The sequence below is a fragment of the Bradyrhizobium sp. Leo78 genome (assembly GCF_059512425.1).
Genome location: NZ_JCAMOT010000005.1, coordinates 36,572 through 54,035, shown reverse-complemented (window position 1 = coordinate 54,035; position 17,464 = coordinate 36,572). Strand labels below are relative to the sequence as shown.

Below are 17,464 nucleotides of genomic sequence, written 5' to 3'. Positions count from 1 at the left end.
TGTTCTTGAGAAAAGAAGAAGTCGCGTCGAAATTTGCGGTGAGCAGTTGGCAAAGCGTGATGTTCGCCGAGTTCGAAGCGCAGATGAGCAGCGAAGCGAGACCGTTCCCCTGCGTGTTCGGCGTAGCCGGTTATCGCCAGGACCAGCTCCGCTACCTGTTCCTCGATCCGTATGACGTCGAAGTACTCGGAGAACAGCTCGCGCACTATGTCTCGCAAGCCCGCTCGTTCGGCCCCAATACTTCACTGATCATGTTTACGCGGCCGCGCCCGGTACAAACGCTTGACGCCTATTATCGCAAGATGTGGTCGACGCTCGACCAGCTTGCGCGGCTGGACAAGTCTGCTTGGCCAAGCGACATTCCTGAACAGTTGGACGATCCGATGTGGGAATTCTCCTTCGCCGGCGAACCGATCTTCGTGGTGTGCACGACGCCCGCGCATGTGATGCGCCAGAGCCGTCGCTCCAGCGCGTTCATGCTGACCTTCCAGCCGCGGTGGGTGTTCGAAAAGATCCTCGGAACGAAAAAGGGGGCCAATGCGGCATTCGCGGAAGTGCGCAAACGGCTCATTCCCTACGACAGCACCGGTCCCTCGCCGCTGCTCGGACGCTACGGCGCGACCGACGGGCGCGAGTACCAGCAATATTTCCTGCAGGACGACAACCATTCCCTAGGGGGCTGCCCCTTCGCCAAGCTCGCGCAGAACAAGTCGGCTCACACCAGCAACACGGAGCAAGCGGCATGACCAGGATTGTGACAGCTCAGAAGACCGAATTCGCGATCGATCCGGCGATCCTCAACCTGCTTCCGGAACAAGGCTCGATCGAACTGCAGCATGACGTTGCGGGCAAGGTCCATAGCTTCCACACCCATCCGGTCGACGAGATCCTGATGATCATCAGCGGCAGGCTGAATTTCACCTGGGATGGCGGCCAGCGCATCGTCAGCCCCGGCGATACCATCTTCCTCCCGGCCGGCACGGTCCACCAATCGGAAGCGCTGGAAGGCGGTGCGGTCTATGCAATCGCGACCCAGCCACCCGCCAATATGGCGCGCAACTGATCGTTTCGCTCGATGGAGCTCCGAGCTATCTACTGCAGCTCCACAACACACAACTTGGATTGTTAATCCGCTTATTAGGAGAGGAAGAATTTATGGCATATCCAGGCAAACGCGACGGCTTGGCCAAGAAGGTTGAAACCGCAGCCCAAGAGGCCGAACGCCTCGGTCTGACCACAGCCACCTTGATACTCCGGATGGCGCGTCTCGAGATCGACCGGGCCGAGCACAAGGAAGCGGACGAGAGGCCAAACAACAAACTCCGCAGCAAGCCGAACTGAAGCTGTAGCTTGGCTGGCTCGAAAAGCGAGATCGGCCCAAGGCTACAGCGTTTTCGAGCGAAGTGGATGCCGGTTCGCGTGAAGAAAACGCGTCAAAACAAGAATCTAGAGCTCCGGTTCTGATTCAATCAGAACCGAATATACTCTAGAGATCGCCGGCGGAGCGTGCCCAGGCCGATCCGCCAGACGATGGTCCGCTTAGTCCGTCTTCCCGAACGCTCCAGCTTTCTTCAGCGCCGCGATACGGCCGTCGTCATAGCCGAGCGTGGCGCGCAGCACGTCCCTGGTGTGCTGGCCAAGCAGCGGCGCGGCAACCGGATCGACGGTCGGCGTAACGCTCATCCCGATCGGCGTCTCGATATTGGGAACGAAGCCCGCGGTCGGGTGCGGAATCCTGCTGAGGCGATCACGGTCGCGCACTTCCGGCGCATTGAACCCCTGCTCGACCGTGCGCAGATAGCCGACCGGAATATTGGCCTTCTTCATCTTCGCCATCCAGTTTTCGAGCCGGTCGGCAGCAAAGATGCCGGCAATGATCGCGCGCAGCTTCTCTCTGTTTGCGGTCCGGTTCTTGCGGTGCGCGAAATCGGGATGGGTGATGAGATCCGGCCGGTCGAACACTTCGGTGACGAGGCGGCGGTACAGCCGGTCGTTGGCGCAGGCCATGTAGAGCGGACCGTCGGCGGCCTGGTAGAGACCGACCGTTGGCGAACCGTTTGGCGAATTGCCGAAGCGACCGGGATTCTGGCCGCTGATCAGATAGGCCATGCCGTAAAATCCGGTCATCGCTACCGCCATATCGATCAGCGCGACCTCGACATGCTGGCCGCGCCCGAGCCGGTCGCGCGCCAGCAAGGCAAGCAGGATCGCGTTGCAGGCCGACATGCCGGTCGCCATGTCGACGATCGGCGGACCGGTCCGCACCGGCTCACTATCGGGAAAGCCGTTCAGCGACATGAAGCCGCTTTCGGCCTGCGTGATCGGATCGAACCCCGGTCGCAGGGCAAACTCGCCCTTGCGGCCATAGGCCGAGATCGAGCAATAGATCAGTCGCGGATTGCTCGGCGCCACCGAAGCATAGTCGAGGCCGAACTTCTTCATCACTCCGCCGGAGAAATTCTCCACCACGACATCAGCCTTGGCGATGAGTTCGCGCACCACCTCGAGCGCTGCGGGATTGGTGAAGTCGAGCGCAATACCCCGCTTGTTACGGTTGAGGCTGAGATAGGCCGCGCTCTCGCCGCCGATTTCCGCATGCTCATAGGCGCGCGTGTCGTCGCCACCATCTGGATTTTCGATCTTGATGACCTGCGCGCCGAAGTCGGCAAGCGTCTGCGTACAGGCGGGACCGGCAACCACGCGGGTGAAATCGATAACCAGCAGACCATCGAGGGCGGTCGGTTCGCCCTTTGCGCGCGGCGCGCGCTCGGGCAATTGTGGTCCAGCGGTCATGGTTGGGTGTTTCCTCTTATGTCAGTTCACGGGCAAACACCCGTGGTCGCCAAGAGCGACGCCACGACTTTCTAGCGGAAGCACCAAGGTGACGCCAAACCCGGATTTTGCAGGGCGGGATATCAGCCTGACATGGCTACGGGCTCAGACCGCCGATATTCCGCGGCGAGAAAGGGCACCACGCCAGATCGAGCCTCATTGCTGCTTTTCCCAGAACTGCAACAGTCCCTGCGAGGCCGAGCCACCGATCACGCAGGGGATGCCGATCGCGACCTGCCCGAGCGCCGCCGCCGAGACGCACCCGAGCGAAAGCGCACCGACGCCAACCTGGCCCCAGAAGTCCAGATTGCGCCGGCTATCCGAGCCCTTGGCCTTGAGTTCGTCGACGGCAGCAAGGGCATCCTTGCGCAGTGCCGCGATCTCCACCGTATCGGCCGCATCGACGACCTCCGCGAGCGGCGCCTTGATCGGCGGTTTCTGCCGCGCCAGTTCGTTGCGCAGGAAATCACGCAGGCTGGCGTCGCGGATCGCATAGCTTGCCAGCGTATAGCGCGCCATGCTGCCGACCGTGAGCTTGTCAACGGTATCACGGCTCCTGCTCCACGGCAGCATTTCGATGATGCGCTGGATCGGAACATGGGAGCCGGTCGCAAAATAATATCCCCATAGCGTGTCCAGGAGATCCTGGTTGGTGGCAAAGGTCAGCTTTGTGTTCAGCTTCCTCTCCTCCTTGGAGAACGGATTGCGCGTAAACGCGACGCGCAGCTTGTCCATCATCCCGGGAGTCGCCTCCTCGAGTGGAATATCGTTGAGTGTCGGCAGCCTGCCCAAAAGGTAGCTGTCAATCATCACGCGGCGCCCCGGCATTCGCGCCGCGACCCTGCGCAGGATATTCCGCCAGTCAACCAGCCCAGAATAGGCGATTGCGCGCACGATCACCCATTCATCTTCCGGCGCGACGGGGAAGAAACTCGCAACCAGTTGCTCGGCCTTTTCCGGATTGGAGCCGATCGCACCGGCGATAAAGCCGAGATAGATGCCGGCATTTTCCGGCTCCTTGAAGCTTTGCGAATGGAAGAGAATGCGCACCGCGGCCGGCACATGGGCGTAATCCGGCTTGGCGCGATAATTATAGATCCACTGCTGGACTACGGCGAGCGAGGCGCGCGGGTCGATGTCCGGCGTCTTCTCCGCATGCGCCGATTGCATCAGCAGCAGGGAGCTTACGACGAGAGCTGCGTAACGCATCCGGCACTCCTGGCGAGCGTTGATGTATCACCGCACCAACATCTCGGACTTTGTGCTGCAAAGCATGATGCGGCCATTGCGACAATTCTGAGAACCGCCAGGTTAAATATGCGCGCTCAAATTATGGCGCGCGGCCAATTCCAGCCTGCAACTCACCCCAGATGCGACATCGTTTTGCCCGGCACCGGCAATTCGATATCGCCGGTCAATGGGAGACCGCAAGGGACGTGAAGCTCGAGCGCATCACGCTGTATCGGCAACCATCGAGGCTGCGCCTGATCGGCTCGGTGCTTGTCGCCGCCGCAGCCCTGTTGAACGCGGCCGCACCGCTTGCCGCCGAGGGCGTGCCGGCGCCAACACCGACAATTATCGTCGAAGGCAATCGCCGGGTCGAGGCCGATACCGTACGCTCCTACTTTCATCCAGGGCCGGACGGCCGGCTCGATGAAGCCGCGCGCGATGAAGCCTTGAAGGCGCTGGTCGCAATGGGCCTGTTCGAGAAAGTCTCGATCGAGCGTACCGGCGATGGTCTGACGGTGCGTGTAGCGGAAGCGCCAATCCTCGACCGTGTCGCCTTCGAGGGTAACAGGAGAATAAAGGATGCCGATCTGGCCGCCGCGATCGCGTCCAAGCCGCACGGTAGCCTGCAGCGTGCAACGGTACAGTCGGACGTCGGCCGTATCATCGAAGCTTACCGCCATGCCGGACGCGACGACGTCCGCGTCGCGCCCGAGATCATCGACCGAGGCAACAGCCGCGTCGATCTCGTTTATGTGATCACGGAGGGTGCGAAAACGCCCGTACGCCAGATCAAGTTTGTCGGCAATCGGACATTCGGCGCACGCCAGCTCAACGCCGTGATCAAGACGTCGGCCACCAACATGCTCAGTTTTCTCACCGGCGGCGACGTCTACGATCCGGACCGCGTCGCGCAGGATCAGGAGCAATTGCGTCTCTATTATCGCAGCAAGGGCTATGCGGATGCCGCCGTTCGCTCGGCAACGGCCGAATACGATCCAGCGGCCAAGGGATTTGCAGTCACTTTTGTGATCGATGAAGGCCCACTCTATCACTTCGGCGATGTCAGCATCGCCTGCAACATTCCCGGGCTCGATCCGCAAAAACTGCGCGGGGTCGCGCTCGCTCGCGCCGGCGCGGTGTTTGACGGCAACGCGCTGGACAAGAGCACCGAACTCCTTGCCGTCGAGATGGCCAAGCTCGGTTATCCCTTTGCGCGGGCGGTGACGCGCATCGCACGCGATGCCGCCGCACAGCGGATCGATGTCACGTTCGTGATCGACCAGGGGCCGCGCACCTATGTCGAGCGCATCGAGATCCACGGCAACACCCACACGCGCGACTATGTGATCCGACGCGAGTTCGACATCGCCGAGGGCGATCCCTACAACAAGACGCTGATCGATCGCGCGGAGCGGCGATTGAAGAACTTGAACTACTTCAAGACCGTCAAGATCTCCAATCGGCCCGGCTCAACGCCTGATCGCGTCGTGCTCGATGTCGAGACCGTGGAGCAGCCAACCGGCGAGTTCAACATCTCCGGCGGCTACTCGAGTACTGACGGCGCGCTGGTCGAGGTCAAGGTGGGCGACCGCAATTTCTATGGGACCGGAAAGAACGTTCAGGCCTCTGTGAGCTATGGCCAATACGCCCGCGGCATCGACCTCGCGGCGTCAGAGCCCTATTTCCTCGGCACAAAGGTGTCGGCGGGAATCGAACTGTTCGGCCGGCAGAGCGAGGTGAGCAGCTATCAGTCCTATAACAGCACGACCTATGGCTCGACCCTGCAATTGGGCACGCCGATCACCGAGCAGCTCGGCGTGCAATGGCGTTACTCGATCTACAACCAGGACATCTCGCTCGGCCCGACCAGCTCCGGCTTGCCCCCTTCCCTCGCAGTCCAGCAGGCCGCCGCTAATGGGCCAGCCTGGGTCTCCGCCGTTGGTTCGACCTCGACCTACAGCACGCTCGACAACAACAAGAGCCCTACGAGCGGATTAAGGTCGCAACTGAGCCAGGATCTGGCCGGCCTCGGCGGCGACGTGAAGTTCCTGCGGACCAGCGAAGACGCGCGCTATTATCAATCACTCACGGGCGACCTCGTCGGCATGGTCCGTGCTCAGGGCGGTTACGTCACCGGCTGGGGCGGTCAACAGGTGCCGCTGATGAACAGCTTTTTCGGCGGCCCGACCATGGTCCGGGGCTTTGCCACCAACGGCTTCGGCCCACGTGATCTGACGCCCGGCACCACCATGGATAACGTCGGCGGCAGTGCCTATTGGGCGACGACGGCGGAACTACAGAGCGGAATTCCCGGCGTGCCGGACGAATACGGCCTCAAGGCATCGGCTTTCGTCGATGCCGGAAGTGTATTCCGTTATACCGGTCCGACGAGCGTGGGCGGCACCTCGCTGCAAGTTGCCAATAAAAACGTCGTGCGCTCTTCGGTCGGCATGGGCCTCACTTGGGCCTCCCCGTTCGGCGCCCTCACCGTCGACTACGCGGTGCCGTTGACCAAAGCCGCCTATGACGTGGTGCAGCCGCTCCGCTTCAGCGCTGGAGGCTTTTGACGGGAACGGGATGCGGCGTCGCAAAGCCGTAGATCAGCGCCAGCCGGTCGAGACATTCCTTGAGGCGCCGCGCAAAGTAATCGTTCCAGCGCTGGGTTCGCAGTCCCCGCCGCTCGCCGACCTGCTCCATGGTCATGCCGAGGATCAGGACTTCATGCACCAGTGCCGAACCGTCGGCGCCGAGTTCGCGCTCGACCCGGTTGAGCCGCGATACCGCCCTGCGCTGGGCCTCGGTGATCGGCTCGCGCTGCGTGCCACCATCGACATATTCCCTGGTCGTGTCGACCGCGCGCGGCCCACGCTCGGCCTTCTCCCAATCACTCTGAAACGCGCGGCCACCTCGAAACTGGGTATCATCGATCTGACGGTGCGAATGCAGGCGTCCGAGCGGATCGTTGCGGACCGAGCGCAGCGCAACGACTTTGTCTCCAGGCTCGAGCGCAAGTGGATCGTCGACCTCAACGGCAGCGACTTCGGCGTTGTACGGCAAATCCTGTGCGCGGCGGTCATGTGCTCTTGCGGGATGATATGGTTTCTTGCGTTTGGCGCGCGGCATGGCTTGGCTCCTTCAGGGCAAAATTCAACCGGGACCATCTCGCCGGCGGCAAGACGGGTCGCTAGCAAGATGGATGAGGTGGGAGGCGCGTACGCCGCTATGCCGGCTCGCTTAGGTGCAGCGGTACGGTGCTCGGTGACGGCTCCGTCTCGAGCTCCGGATTGCGGCTCAAGTGGAAATGGGGCGTGCAGTAGCTTGAGCCTGGCCGCCTCCGATGACCACAAAACGTGATGGGTTCGCCATCGCTGTCACCGCCATAGGGGTATCGGCAATCTCCGTATTCGAGCTCCACCAGCGAAAGGTGGCGCGGCGCGATCTCGACACAACGGAGCTCGACCTGCGGCGCCTTCTCGAACATAGGCATCGGCCAAGGGAATTCGATCGATCTTGGCTGGCGTTCCCGCGGCTCGCTCGATCTGTTCAATTGCGGCACTGGCGTCGGCCGCGGCGTCACCGGTGGCGAACCGTCCGGCGTCGACAGGCCGAGCCGCCTGGCACGGCCGATCGCGGCGCTTCTCGTATAGTCGGTGTTGAATCTGGCGTTGATCGTCTTGGCGATCTTCGCAAAGCTCATGCCTTGAGCGAGATATTCCCGCAACGCGTCCGAATGTTCGGGCGCCCAGCCTGTCACTTCCATTGTTGATTCTTGTCCTTCGCTCGGCGCCCGACGCCTCACCGCCAATTTCTGATATTCCGAAATGAAAGTCAAGCTTGATTTCTGATTATCAGAATTGCTACGCTTTCTGGGGATTCGAAAGAAGGATACGCCATGCTGGACGCCAGATTGATCGAGCGGGGCCTGCGGAAGCCAGGCAAGACCAAGGGTGGGCTCGCGCAGGCGATGGGTGTTCGCCCCGGCGCTGTTTCCGAAATCCTCTCCGGGATACGCCTGATCAAGGCGTCCGAGATTGCACCGATCATGGAATATCTCGAGCTCAACTCGGTGCCGGTCATGGGGCGTGTCGGTGCCGGCGCGTCGATCGAGCCGGAATATGAGCAGGTGCCGCCCGAGGGGCTCGGTGAAGTCGAGTTACCCTTCCCGATCGCAGAAGAAATCATCGCATTCGAAGTATCGGGCGATTCCATGCTGCCGAAATACGAGAATGGCGACATCATTGTCGTCTATCGCGAGCAGCGACATCCGCTCTCGAGCTTCTATGGCGAAGAGGCTGCCGTTCGCCTGAAGACCGGCGAGCGCTATCTGAAGACGATCGAGCGCGGAAAGTCGCCGACGGTGGTCAACCTCACGAGCTTCAACGCCAAGCCGATCAACGGGGTGAAGCTCGAATGGATCGGCGAAATCTGCGTGACCCTGCCGCGAGGCCAGATCGAGCGACTGCGCAGCAAGGCGGCCGCACGGTCCCGCAAAGCCGCCAAGGGGCCTCGGACGCCGGAGAAATAAACGGCCCAATTTCTGATTTTCAGAAATTACACTTGACAAATTTCCGATTTTCGGAAATTATGCCGCCATCGACTCCTGTCGAGAGAGGTGGCCGATTTGGCCGACATGCAGTATTTCGTCGTGATGATCGATTATGGCCGGCGCGGCCGCGAGGCCGTCGTTGATCCCGAAATCACAAGGCGCGAGGTCATCGCGCGGGTTGTATCGGGCGAATACAGGAATATCAGCTTCATCCACGAAATCTCCGATTCGGTTGTCGAGGACGTGACGGCCGATATCCTCGCCGAGGCCGCCCTCCCCGACATCAGCGCGGCCGAAGCCGACCTGCAGGCGAGCACCTTCGACCATCGCCGCGATCTGCGCAAGCACGAGCAAGCATGATCGGCCCTTCACATGAATCGCGATGAATCACATTCCAATTTCGAAAACGTGATCGTCCGCCGCTTTAATTCGTCAGCTGCAGATCAAATATCTTCGGCCAAACGGCTATTCGGAGTAGCGGCGGGGTACGATGGATTCGCGATTCGCTGCTCCGAATTTGTGAAGTCTTGCTCTCAATGAATCCATATGTGAAGGCTGAGATCGCGGCGCGCGACGGCGATCTACGCATATTCCTTCTGCTCGGCATCGCGACCTGGTCCCTGTTCCTGGATCATATTCCGCACAACGCCGTCAGTGCGTTGACCTTGCGGAACTTTGGATTCAGCGGGGCGACCGAGCTGTTTGTATTTGTGATCGGCTATGCCGCTGCGATCATGTACGGGAAGATCGTTGTGGAACGTGGCTTCGTGGTGGGAGCGACCCGTGTGCTCAAGCGGGTATGGCAGCTCTACGCAGCCTATGTGGTGCTGTTCGTCGTCTACGTCGACCTGATCGGATATGTCGCGGCCCAATCCGCCGCGCCCGATCTCTTCGCCGAATTCAACATCACCGACTTCATCGAGCACCCGATTCGCGTAATCGTCCGCGGCTTGCTGCTGCAGGCCAAGCCGCTCAACCTGGACGTATTGCAGCTCTTCATCGTCCTCATGGCGTTCCTTCCCGCCGTGCTGTTCGGCATGATGCGCTGGCCGCGCCTGACGATGCTTGGATCCTTTGCACTCTATCTGTCGGCGCGGCACTTCGACTGGAATCTGACCGCCTTTCCGGAGGGGGGCTGGTATCTCAATCCGTTCTGCTGGCAATTGCTGTTCGTGCTGGGCGCTTGGTTCGCGGTCGGTGGCGCAGGAGATGCACACCTGGTTCGCGCGATGCAGAAGCTTCCGGCCTTGCGCGTCACCGCGTTGATCTACCTGCTCGTCGCCCTGACGATCATGTCGGCCGGGAAATCACCTGCGCTGGCGGAAATGATACCCAGTTCAGTGCTCGATGCCTTTCCGCCCAACGACAAGGCGAACCTCGCTCCCTATCGGGTGCTGCACCTGCTCGCAATGGCGTTCTTTTTCACCATGCTGATACCTCGCGACTGGTACGGACTCCAGTTGCAGGCGGTGCAGCCCCTCATCAAATGCGGCGAGGAATGGCTGGCGGTGTTCTGCTCCGGCATCTTCCTTTCATTTGCCGGGCACCTGGTTCTGATCACAGGCCCCAAGTCGCTGGCGATGCAGGTGCTGGTCAGCGCCGCCGGCATTCTCGGCATGACCTGCGTCGCCTATTACGCGTCCTGGTCCAAGCGGCAGGACCACAAATCCGCGGTCGGCGTACGATCCTGATGCAGCTTCATGGAGGCGTGCGGCGCTAGCGCTGCATCTGCATGATCTGGTCCATCGGCATCATGTTCTGATTGAGGTTCGCCATGATCCATAGCGAGCCGCCAATCACCAGGAAGACGATGAGCACGCCGAAGGCAAGCGCCATCACGTTGTTGGTGTTGTCAGGACCGGTCGTGAGGTGAAGGAAGAAGACCAGATGCACGCCCATCTGGGCGATCGCCAGCACGATAATGGCGACGGGAATGCTCGGCTGCCAGACCAGATCGGTGCCGGCAATAAAGAACGAGGTCGCCGTCAGCAGGAGCGCAAGGCCGAGGCCGGTGACATAGCCGAGTACGCGCAGGCCAACGCCGCCTTCGCGTTCGTCGCCCGGCGCCAGATCGATGCGGTGCTGGTCCGAGGTTCGATCGCTCATGGCTTGCTCCCGAGCAGATAGACCACCGAAAATACCGCGACCCAGATGATATCGAGGGCGTGCCAGAACAGCGCAAAGCACATGATGCGTCGCCCGATGTCGGCTCGAAAGCCCTTGGCGACCACTTGCGCCATCATCGTCAGCAGCCAGAGGATGCCGGCAGAGACATGCAGGCCATGGCAACCGACCAGGCTGAAGAAGGCGGTCAGAAACGCGCTGCGCGTCGGCCCCGCCCCGCGTGCGACCAGGTCCGCAAACTCCCGTCCCTCAAGGTAGAGAAAAGCGAGCCCGAGGACGCAGGTTGCCGCCATGCCCACCTGGAACCAGAGCTTGTTTCGGACGTCAGCCGCGATGTTGGCGAGCCCGCAGGTGAAACTCGACAGCAACAGCAAGACGGTCTCGATCGCGACTCTCCTGAGATCGAACAGTTCGGCTCCCTTCGGCCCCCCTGCGGTCTGGTCAACCAGGACCGCATAGGTCGCGAAGAAGCACGAGAACATGACGATGTCGCTGAGCAGGAATATCCAGAAGCCGAACCCCGTGACGATCCGCTTCGGCACCGGTCCCGTGTGCGCGACCGCGGCATGCGCGATCCCGCGCAGACGGTGCGGATCGGCTTGAGCATATGCCAGCGTCGTGTCGGCCATGGCTCAGGCTCCCGCCAGGCTGGTCAGGGCGCGCCGCTCTTCGATATTGGCGCGGTCGATGCGCGCCACCTCCTTCGCGGGGATGACGTATTCGTCATGGTCCCGCCATGCGAATGCGACGAAGGTGGCGAAGGCACCGATCGCGCCGGCCGCGACCATCCACCAGATGTGCCAGATCAACGCAAAGCCCATGATGGTCGCGAAGAAGGCGCACACAAAGCCGGTCGGGGAATTGCGCGGCATCTCGATGTCCTTGTAGTCGAGCTCGCGCTTCTCGAGGCCCTGCTGCTTGGCATGCGCCTTCAATGACCAGTAGGCATCTTCGCCGGTCACATCAGGTGGAATCGCGAAATTGAACACCGGTGGTGGCGAAGCCGTTGCCCATTCCAGCGATCGCCCATCCCAGGGATCGCCGGTGCGGTCGCGCAGCTCTTCGCGATGCCGAATGCTGACGGTGAGCTGCATGATCTGGAAGATGATCCCGATCAGGATAATCACGGCACCAGCCGCCGCGATCAGAAGCCACGGCCGCCATTCCGCGACGTCGTAGTGCTGCATTCGCCGCGTCATGCCGAGAAAACCGAGCGCATAGAGCGGCATGAACGCGACGTAAAACCCGATCAGCCAGCACCAGAACGCCGCCTTGCCGAGCCCCTCATGCAGGCGGAAGCCGAACGCCTTTGGAAACCAGTAGGCATAGCCCGCGAAAGCGCCGAACAGCACGCCGCCGATGATCACATTGTGGAAATGCGCGACCAGGAACAGGCTGTTGTGAAGCAGGAAGTCCGCCGGTGGCACGGCGACCAGCACGCCGGTGAGGCCACCGAGGATGAACGTCACCATGAAGCCGATCGCCCACAGCATCGGCGTGTCGAACCGCACCCGTCCACCATACATCGTGAACAGCCAGTTGTAGATCTTCACGCCGGTCGGCACCGCGATGATCATACTGGCGATCCCGAAGATCGCATTGACATAGGGACCGGCCCCCATGGTGAAGAAATGGTGCAGCCACACCATGAAGGAGATGACGCAGATCGCCATGGTTGCGAGCACCATAGACCGATAGCCGAACAGCGGCTTGCCCGAAAACGTCGAGACCACCTCGGAGAAGATTCCGAACGCGGGCAGCACAAGGATGTAGACCTCGGGGTGACCCCACGCCCAGATCAGGTTCATGAACATCATCACGTTGCCGCCGGCCTCATTGGTGAAGAAATGGAAGCCGAAATAACGGTCGAGAATCAGCATCGCCAGCGTTGCTGTCAGGATCGGAAACGCCGCCACGATCAACAAACTCGAGGCGAGCGTGGTCCAGCAGAACATTGGCATCCGCAAATAGGTCATGCCCCTGGTGCGCAGCTTCAGCACCGTGGTAACGAGATTGATGCCGGCAACCAGCGTGCCGACGCCGGAGATCTGAAGCGCCCAGAGATAATAGTCGACGCCGACACCCGGCGAATAAGTGAGTCCGGACAGCGGCGGATAAGGCAGCCATCCGGTGCGCGCGAACTCGCCCACCACGAGCGAGATGTTGACCAGCAGCGCGCCTGTTGCGGTGAGCCAGAAGCCGACGGAATTCAAGGTCGGAAACGCCACGTCCCGCACGCCGAGCTGCAGCGGCACCACCAAATTCATCAGCCCGATCACGAACGGCATCGCCACGAAGAAGATCATGATGGTGCCGTGCGCCGAGAATATCTGGTTGTAGTGCTCTGGCGGCAGATAGCCTTGCGACTGGAAGGCAACTGCCTGCTGCGATCGCATCATGATAGCGTCGGAGAAGCCGCGCAGCAGCATGACCATGGCGAGCAAGGTATACATCACACCGATCCGCTTGTGATCGACGCTGGTGATCCATTCGCGCCAGAGATATGGCAGGTGGCCGGCAAGGACGACCCAGACCAGGACCCCGAGGATGACGAGCGCGACGACGCCCGAGGCGATCATCGGAATCGGCTGATCGATCGGAATCGCGGACCAGTTCAGCTTACCGAACATCTTGGCCTCCGATATGCGACTGCGCGCTTTCTGACGTCAGCTTCGGTCCCGGCCCCGGGGGTATCTCCTGGGTCACGATGGCGTTGAACAGCCGCGGATCCTCGAGCCGATAGGTCGATGTCACGGTCTCGACTGACTGCTGGGCGAGCTTTCCATAGCTCTCCGCATTCAAGACACGATTGGTCTGGGCGGTGCGTGCCACCCAATCAGGAAACTCGAGTTGCGGTACGACCTGAACGTCGAACATCATATTGGGAAAGCCATCCCCGCTGAAATGAGACGACAGGCCCTGAAGGGTACCCTGATTGTCGGCGCGCAGCTTCAACCGCGTCACCATCCCGTTCATCGTATAGATCATGCTGCCAAGCTGCGGGATGAAGAACGCGTTCATCACGCTGCCGGAGGTCAACTCAAGATCAAGGGGAGAGCCGACCGGTACCGTCAGCGTGTTGACCGTTGCGATCCCCTGGTCCGGATAGATGAAGAGCCACTTCCAATCGAGCGACACGACCTGGATGCGGACCGGCGCGCCGGTCCCATCGATGGGCCGGGCGGGATCGAGCTGATGCGATCCAATCCACGCCACCCCGCCAAGCAGGATGATCGTCAGCGTCGGGATCGACCACACCACGAGCTCGAGGCGGCCGGAATAAGCCCAATGGGGCTGATAGGTCGCCCGTGGATTGGACTCGCGAAACCAGAATGCAAAGGCAAAGATTGCCGCGATCGTCGGCAGGACGATCGCCAGCATGATCCCGACCGAGTCGATCAGAATTGTCTTCTGGGCAGCGGCGATCGGACCTTGCGGATCGAAGATGTTCATCGCGAAGCCGTGACCGTGTTGTTGCTACAGCGGGGTCTTGGAACGACACTTCGGCGGACGAGATCGGCTTGGTCGGAATCAAGGCAACGGCGCCGGGGTCCCGACAGGAAGACTGATACACTGACTTTAGAGGTTCATCCCGGGATTGTCCGATCAAATTTCAACCGCCCCGCGGCGATCAGCGGGCTCGATCGTTCATTTTTGAAAAAAGGCGACGCAGTTTGCTCTCGCAGCATCTGGGCTTGTTCCGAGCATCCGCGTCGCCCGCGCCCCACGAGCGCCCTCAATCTCCTGGAAATGCGCGTCTCAAGCGCGCCTCGCTTTGGCGCAGCATGGCCGGGTCCAGCTTTCCCTGTCGGGACGCGTCCAGCGCGCAGGCAAAGATGCGATAGAACTGCGCGCCGTCGAATGCGACCAGGAGCATGTCGACGCCGGCATTCAGCGCCTCGACGACGGCATCGCAGACACTGTGCTGGTAGATCGCTCCCATCACCAGGTCATCCGTCATCACGATGCCCTGATAATTCCATTTGTTTCGAATGATCCCGTCGACGACGCGCTTTGAGTGCGAGGCCGCATGATCCGGATCGATCGCGGTGAGAGTCACATGGCCGACCATGAGCTGCGCTTTTGAGTTCGCCAGCACCTCCCGGAACGGACGCCAGTCGGACGCTTCCAATTCGTCCACTGATGTTTCGAGTTCCGCGCTGAAGTGATGGGTATCGGCGCGGACGCGGCCCAGCCCGGGAAAATGCTTGACGGTTGCCCCGACGCCGAACGCCTCGAGGCCGTGAACATACGCCTGCGCGATCTCGCCGACGATGGCGGGATCGGCTGAGATTGCGCGACGGCCGATCAGCGTATTGAAATCAAATCGATTACGCCCAGCCTCGGGCCGCAGGTCGAGCACCGGGGCAAAATTGAGATTGACCCCGAGCGCCGCCAATTCCTGTCCGTGAATGCGGCCGAATTCTTCGGCCTTCGCCTTCCGCACGTCCGACGTCATTTCCGCCAATGTGGCTAGCGCCGGCAGCTTGGTCAGTGGCGGCGACAGATGAGAAACGATGCCACCTTCCTGGTCGGCTGCGACGATCAAGGGCGGCAGCCCAGCGGCGCGCCGCTTGTCCTGAAGGGCTGCGATCTCGGCTTTCAACGCCTCCGCCGACTTTCGCCGCAGATTGTGCTTGCTGACATAGATGCCGCCGATCAAGCCCTTCTCCGCCAGCACTGTCACCGCTGAGACCGACGAATAGCCGACCATGAAGTGCGGCCCAAGGCTGCGCACCTGCGCAGCATCGACCTGCAACACCTCGCGCTTGCGCAGCTCGAACGTAAGATGCGCGCCCAGCATCAGAAGCGGCGGCAGGCACCACAACAGGACCAGCAATCTTCGCGAAAACCCTCGCCGCCAGGAGCCGCGAAGCAGCAGGACAAGGACCACCACGCTGCTCGTGACCACGAGCACGATGTTTCCCGTTCCGCGCAGCACGGCGAGATAGGGCTCGTTCTTGTTGGCGGCGACAAGGGCGAGCACCAACCCGGCGCACCAGAGCCCGATGATAACGACACGATTTCGAAATTTCATGGTTGGCGACGCCGCATGTGAAACAACAGACCCCGCCCCTATCAAATGCACACATGCCGCGCGAGCACTTAACCACGTCTGCACGGAAACTGCACAAAACTCCTGAAGTCGTGCAGACGACCATTTCGAGATTTGCACAACGTCAGTTCAAGGTCCGCCGCGTTCGACATCCGCAAAGGAATTGACATGACAAGTCTCCCTTCGCCCGCCGCCGATATCCGACCCGTCCAAAGCTTATCGCTGCCAGCCAAGCTCGCGATCGCGGTCGCGCTGGCTGCGCTTGCCGACTTGCTGTTCTACGGCGAGCGAATCGGAATATCGGTTGCTGTCTTCGCTGTTGCGCTGGCCTGCGGTTCGCTGCTTGCCAACATCGCCAAACTGGAGGGGCGTCGAGCGATGCTCGGCGGCCTCCTCATGATCGCCGGCCTCGTCCCGACCGTGGAGGAAGTCAATGCGGCATCACTTGCGATCATCTTGCTCGCGCTCGGAGCGGCCCTCTTGCTCACGACCAACCCTGGTCTCACCGGCCTTGGCGAACGAGCGGCGGCGCTTTGCGACCTCTTCCTGGTCAGTCCTTTCAGGTTCTTTGTGGACGCGCTCGGGATGTTCAATCTGCCGGCGCTGACCAGCGGCCTCATCCTGTGGTTCGTGCCCGCATTGCTTGGAACAGTTTTCGTCGCCTTGTTTGTCGCCGCCAACTCTGTGCTCGAAATATGGATCGGCCTGATCAACCCCAGCAACGCTGCTTCGCATCTAAACGTCGGACGGGCGCTGTTCTGGATCGTGGCGATATCCCTTGTCTGGCCGTTCATCCATGTCAGGTGGCGCCGCAAATCTGGCTCGGTCGCTGCCGCGGCCGAATCCCCCACGCCGGCCGCGGATACATCTTCCGATGTCGTCGATTTCCTCGGCGCACCGACCATCCTGCGCTCGCTCATCCTGTTCAATCTGCTGTTCGCGGTTCAGACGATCCTGGACGCGGTCTATCTCTGGGGCAATGCGGCGCTCCCGGCCGGCGTCACCTATGCCTCATATGCCCATCGCGGCGCCTATCCCCTGATCGTCACGGCCCTGCTGGCAGCGGGCTTCGTTCTCGTCGCAATTCGGCCTGGTGGTCCCGCCGAAGGGTCCAAGGTCATACGAGCCCTGGTCTATTTATGGGTGGCGCAGAACGTCCTGCTGGTCGCTTCCGCCATCTACCGGCTCGACCTCTATGTGCAGATCTATCTTCTGACCTATTGGCGCGTGGCTGCTTTCATCTGGATGTTGCTGGTCGCCGCCGGGCTTCTATTGATCGTCGCCCGCATCGTGCTGGACCGTTCCAACGCCTGGCTGATAGCGGCAAACCTGGTCACGTTGACGGCCGTGCTCTATGTCTGCTCGCTCGTCGACCTCGCCGCGATCATCGCCGACTACAATGTCACCCACAGCCGCGACGTGTCCGGCAAGGGCCTGCAGGTCGACACAAACTACCTGGCTCAGCTCGGGCCGCAGGCGCTGCCCGCGATCGAGAAGGTCCTGCAGCTTCGCACCAGCGATCCGTGCCTTGTTTCCCGCCGAGATTCGCTTGTAGAACAGCAGCGGCGGGACATGGCGTCCTGGCGTTCCTGGGGTTTTCGAAGCTGGCGCCTGCAACGCTATCTCGACGGCGAACAGAAGAACAAAGTCACGGGTTGACGAGCGGGCTGGAGGGA

At 61.2% G+C, this 17,464-nt stretch carries 17 protein-coding genes; 8 read left to right on the top strand and 9 right to left on the bottom strand.

Features of this window, described 5'->3' with window-relative positions:
* Positions 1-5 precede the first annotated feature (5 nt).
* The 3 genes from AC5ZG1_RS08260 to AC5ZG1_RS08250 all read left to right on the top strand — a co-directional run bounded on the left by AC5ZG1_RS08260 (position 6) and on the right by AC5ZG1_RS08250 (position 1,341).
* Positions 6-746, top strand: coding sequence for a YqcI/YcgG family protein (locus AC5ZG1_RS08260; protein ID WP_496132547.1), 741 nt, complete (start codon positions 6-8; stop codon positions 744-746).
* A complete protein-coding gene (locus AC5ZG1_RS08255) occupies positions 743-1,063 on the top strand; it encodes a cupin domain-containing protein (protein ID WP_496132546.1) in 321 nt (106 codons plus the stop codon). Before AC5ZG1_RS08260 ends, AC5ZG1_RS08255 begins: the two co-directional genes overlap by 4 nt.
* A gap of 119 nt (positions 1,064-1,182) precedes the next feature.
* Positions 1,183-1,341 (top strand): hypothetical protein, encoded by a 159-nt coding sequence (locus AC5ZG1_RS08250; RefSeq protein ID WP_245474543.1) that lies wholly within the window; start codon positions 1,183-1,185, stop codon positions 1,339-1,341.
* A 198-nt stretch (positions 1,342-1,539) separates the two neighbouring features.
* On the opposite strand, the gene AC5ZG1_RS08245 is transcribed toward AC5ZG1_RS08250, so the two are convergent.
* Entirely contained in the window at positions 1,540-2,793 is a 1,254-nt protein-coding gene (locus AC5ZG1_RS08245; protein ID WP_496132545.1) for a CaiB/BaiF CoA transferase family protein, read from the bottom strand.
* 195 nt (positions 2,794-2,988) lie between these two features.
* Positions 2,989-4,041 carry a hypothetical protein gene (locus AC5ZG1_RS08240; protein ID WP_496132544.1) on the bottom strand — a complete coding sequence of 351 codons (1,053 nt, stop codon included), beginning with the start codon at positions 4,039-4,041 and terminating at the stop codon, positions 2,989-2,991.
* 161 nt (positions 4,042-4,202) lie between these two features.
* Here AC5ZG1_RS08240 and bamA point away from each other — a divergent pair, with 161 nt between their 5' ends.
* The gene (bamA, locus tag AC5ZG1_RS08235) at positions 4,203-6,629 is read left to right on the top strand and encodes an outer membrane protein assembly factor BamA (protein ID WP_496132543.1); all 2,427 of its coding nucleotides are present in this window, start codon (positions 4,203-4,205) and stop codon (positions 6,627-6,629) included.
* On the opposite strand, the gene AC5ZG1_RS08230 is transcribed toward bamA, so the two are convergent.
* Both AC5ZG1_RS08230 and AC5ZG1_RS08225 read right to left on the bottom strand, forming a co-directional pair.
* Positions 6,610-7,185, bottom strand: a complete 576-nt coding sequence (locus tag AC5ZG1_RS08230) for a DUF6456 domain-containing protein (RefSeq protein ID WP_456643154.1) — start codon at positions 7,183-7,185, stop codon at positions 6,610-6,612. The two genes, bamA and AC5ZG1_RS08230, sit on opposite strands and share 20 nt — an antisense overlap.
* Positions 7,186-7,282: 97 nt before the next feature.
* A complete protein-coding gene (locus tag AC5ZG1_RS08225; protein WP_456643155.1) occupies positions 7,283-7,822 on the bottom strand; it encodes a GcrA family cell cycle regulator in 540 nt (179 codons plus the stop codon).
* A gap of 132 nt (positions 7,823-7,954) precedes the next feature.
* Between AC5ZG1_RS08225 and AC5ZG1_RS08220 the strand changes: the two genes are divergently transcribed.
* The 3 genes from AC5ZG1_RS08220 (at position 7,955) to AC5ZG1_RS08210 (ending at position 10,299) form a co-directional block, all read left to right on the top strand.
* On the top strand, positions 7,955-8,587 hold the full coding sequence (locus AC5ZG1_RS08220; protein WP_456643156.1) for a S24 family peptidase: 633 nt from the start codon (positions 7,955-7,957) through the stop codon (positions 8,585-8,587).
* A gap of 105 nt (positions 8,588-8,692) precedes the next feature.
* Complete coding sequence (locus AC5ZG1_RS08215; RefSeq protein WP_208824887.1) at positions 8,693-8,968, top strand: hypothetical protein; 276 nt, start codon at positions 8,693-8,695, stop codon at positions 8,966-8,968.
* A gap of 176 nt (positions 8,969-9,144) precedes the next feature.
* Positions 9,145-10,299, top strand: coding sequence for an OpgC domain-containing protein (locus tag AC5ZG1_RS08210; RefSeq protein ID WP_474418606.1), 1,155 nt, complete (start codon positions 9,145-9,147; stop codon positions 10,297-10,299).
* A gap of 25 nt (positions 10,300-10,324) precedes the next feature.
* On the opposite strand, the gene cyoD is transcribed toward AC5ZG1_RS08210, so the two are convergent.
* From cyoD to AC5ZG1_RS08185, 5 genes are all read right to left on the bottom strand, one after another.
* Positions 10,325-10,714: a cytochrome o ubiquinol oxidase subunit IV gene (gene cyoD, locus AC5ZG1_RS08205; protein WP_496132542.1), complete on the bottom strand. Its 390-nt coding sequence runs from the start codon at positions 10,712-10,714 to the stop codon at positions 10,325-10,327.
* Positions 10,711-11,361: a cytochrome (ubi)quinol oxidase subunit III gene (locus tag AC5ZG1_RS08200; protein ID WP_208824491.1), complete on the bottom strand. Its 651-nt coding sequence runs from the start codon at positions 11,359-11,361 to the stop codon at positions 10,711-10,713. The genes cyoD and AC5ZG1_RS08200 overlap by 4 nt, the downstream gene beginning before the upstream one ends.
* 3 nt (positions 11,362-11,364) lie before the next feature.
* The gene (gene cyoB, locus AC5ZG1_RS08195) at positions 11,365-13,362 is read right to left on the bottom strand and encodes a cytochrome o ubiquinol oxidase subunit I (protein WP_496132541.1); all 1,998 of its coding nucleotides are present in this window, start codon (positions 13,360-13,362) and stop codon (positions 11,365-11,367) included.
* The gene (locus AC5ZG1_RS08190; protein ID WP_028164876.1) at positions 13,352-14,185 is read right to left on the bottom strand and encodes a cytochrome ubiquinol oxidase subunit II; all 834 of its coding nucleotides are present in this window, start codon (positions 14,183-14,185) and stop codon (positions 13,352-13,354) included. Before AC5ZG1_RS08190 ends, cyoB begins: the two co-directional genes overlap by 11 nt.
* A 283-nt stretch (positions 14,186-14,468) precedes the next feature.
* Positions 14,469-15,770 carry a glycoside hydrolase family 3 N-terminal domain-containing protein gene (locus tag AC5ZG1_RS08185; protein ID WP_496132540.1) on the bottom strand — a complete coding sequence of 434 codons (1,302 nt, stop codon included), beginning with the start codon at positions 15,768-15,770 and terminating at the stop codon, positions 14,469-14,471.
* A gap of 186 nt (positions 15,771-15,956) precedes the next feature.
* On the opposite strand from AC5ZG1_RS08185, the gene AC5ZG1_RS08180 reads away from it, so the two are divergent.
* Positions 15,957-17,447: a DUF4153 domain-containing protein gene (locus tag AC5ZG1_RS08180; protein ID WP_496132539.1), complete on the top strand. Its 1,491-nt coding sequence runs from the start codon at positions 15,957-15,959 to the stop codon at positions 17,445-17,447.
* Positions 17,448-17,464 lie beyond the last annotated feature (17 nt).

What these genes read in the sequence shown, in the direction of transcription:
- AC5ZG1_RS08255 (WP_496132546.1), top strand. Translation starts at nt 743, where the DNA reads ATGACCAGGATTGTGACAGCTCAGAAGACCGAATTCGCGATCGATCCG.
- AC5ZG1_RS08245 (WP_496132545.1), bottom strand. Translation starts at nt 2,793, where the DNA reads ATGACCGCTGGACCACAATTGCCCGAGCGCGCGCCGCGCGCAAAGGGC.
- AC5ZG1_RS08240 (WP_496132544.1), bottom strand. Translation starts at nt 4,041, where the DNA reads ATGCGTTACGCAGCTCTCGTCGTAAGCTCCCTGCTGCTGATGCAATCG.
- bamA (WP_496132543.1), top strand. Translation starts at nt 4,203, where the DNA reads ATGCGACATCGTTTTGCCCGGCACCGGCAATTCGATATCGCCGGTCAA.
- AC5ZG1_RS08230 (WP_456643154.1), bottom strand. Translation starts at nt 7,185, where the DNA reads ATGCCGCGCGCCAAACGCAAGAAACCATATCATCCCGCAAGAGCACAT.
- AC5ZG1_RS08225 (WP_456643155.1), bottom strand. Translation starts at nt 7,822, where the DNA reads ATGGAAGTGACAGGCTGGGCGCCCGAACATTCGGACGCGTTGCGGGAA.
- AC5ZG1_RS08220 (WP_456643156.1), top strand. Translation starts at nt 7,955, where the DNA reads ATGCTGGACGCCAGATTGATCGAGCGGGGCCTGCGGAAGCCAGGCAAG.
- AC5ZG1_RS08215 (WP_208824887.1), top strand. Translation starts at nt 8,693, where the DNA reads ATGCAGTATTTCGTCGTGATGATCGATTATGGCCGGCGCGGCCGCGAG.
- AC5ZG1_RS08210 (WP_474418606.1), top strand. Translation starts at nt 9,145, where the DNA reads ATGAATCCATATGTGAAGGCTGAGATCGCGGCGCGCGACGGCGATCTA.
- cyoD (WP_496132542.1), bottom strand. Translation starts at nt 10,714, where the DNA reads ATGAGCGATCGAACCTCGGACCAGCACCGCATCGATCTGGCGCCGGGC.
- AC5ZG1_RS08200 (WP_208824491.1), bottom strand. Translation starts at nt 11,361, where the DNA reads ATGGCCGACACGACGCTGGCATATGCTCAAGCCGATCCGCACCGTCTG.
- cyoB (WP_496132541.1), bottom strand. Translation starts at nt 13,362, where the DNA reads ATGTTCGGTAAGCTGAACTGGTCCGCGATTCCGATCGATCAGCCGATT.
- AC5ZG1_RS08190 (WP_028164876.1), bottom strand. Translation starts at nt 14,185, where the DNA reads ATGAACATCTTCGATCCGCAAGGTCCGATCGCCGCTGCCCAGAAGACA.
- AC5ZG1_RS08185 (WP_496132540.1), bottom strand. Translation starts at nt 15,770, where the DNA reads ATGAAATTTCGAAATCGTGTCGTTATCATCGGGCTCTGGTGCGCCGGG.
- AC5ZG1_RS08180 (WP_496132539.1), top strand. Translation starts at nt 15,957, where the DNA reads ATGACAAGTCTCCCTTCGCCCGCCGCCGATATCCGACCCGTCCAAAGC.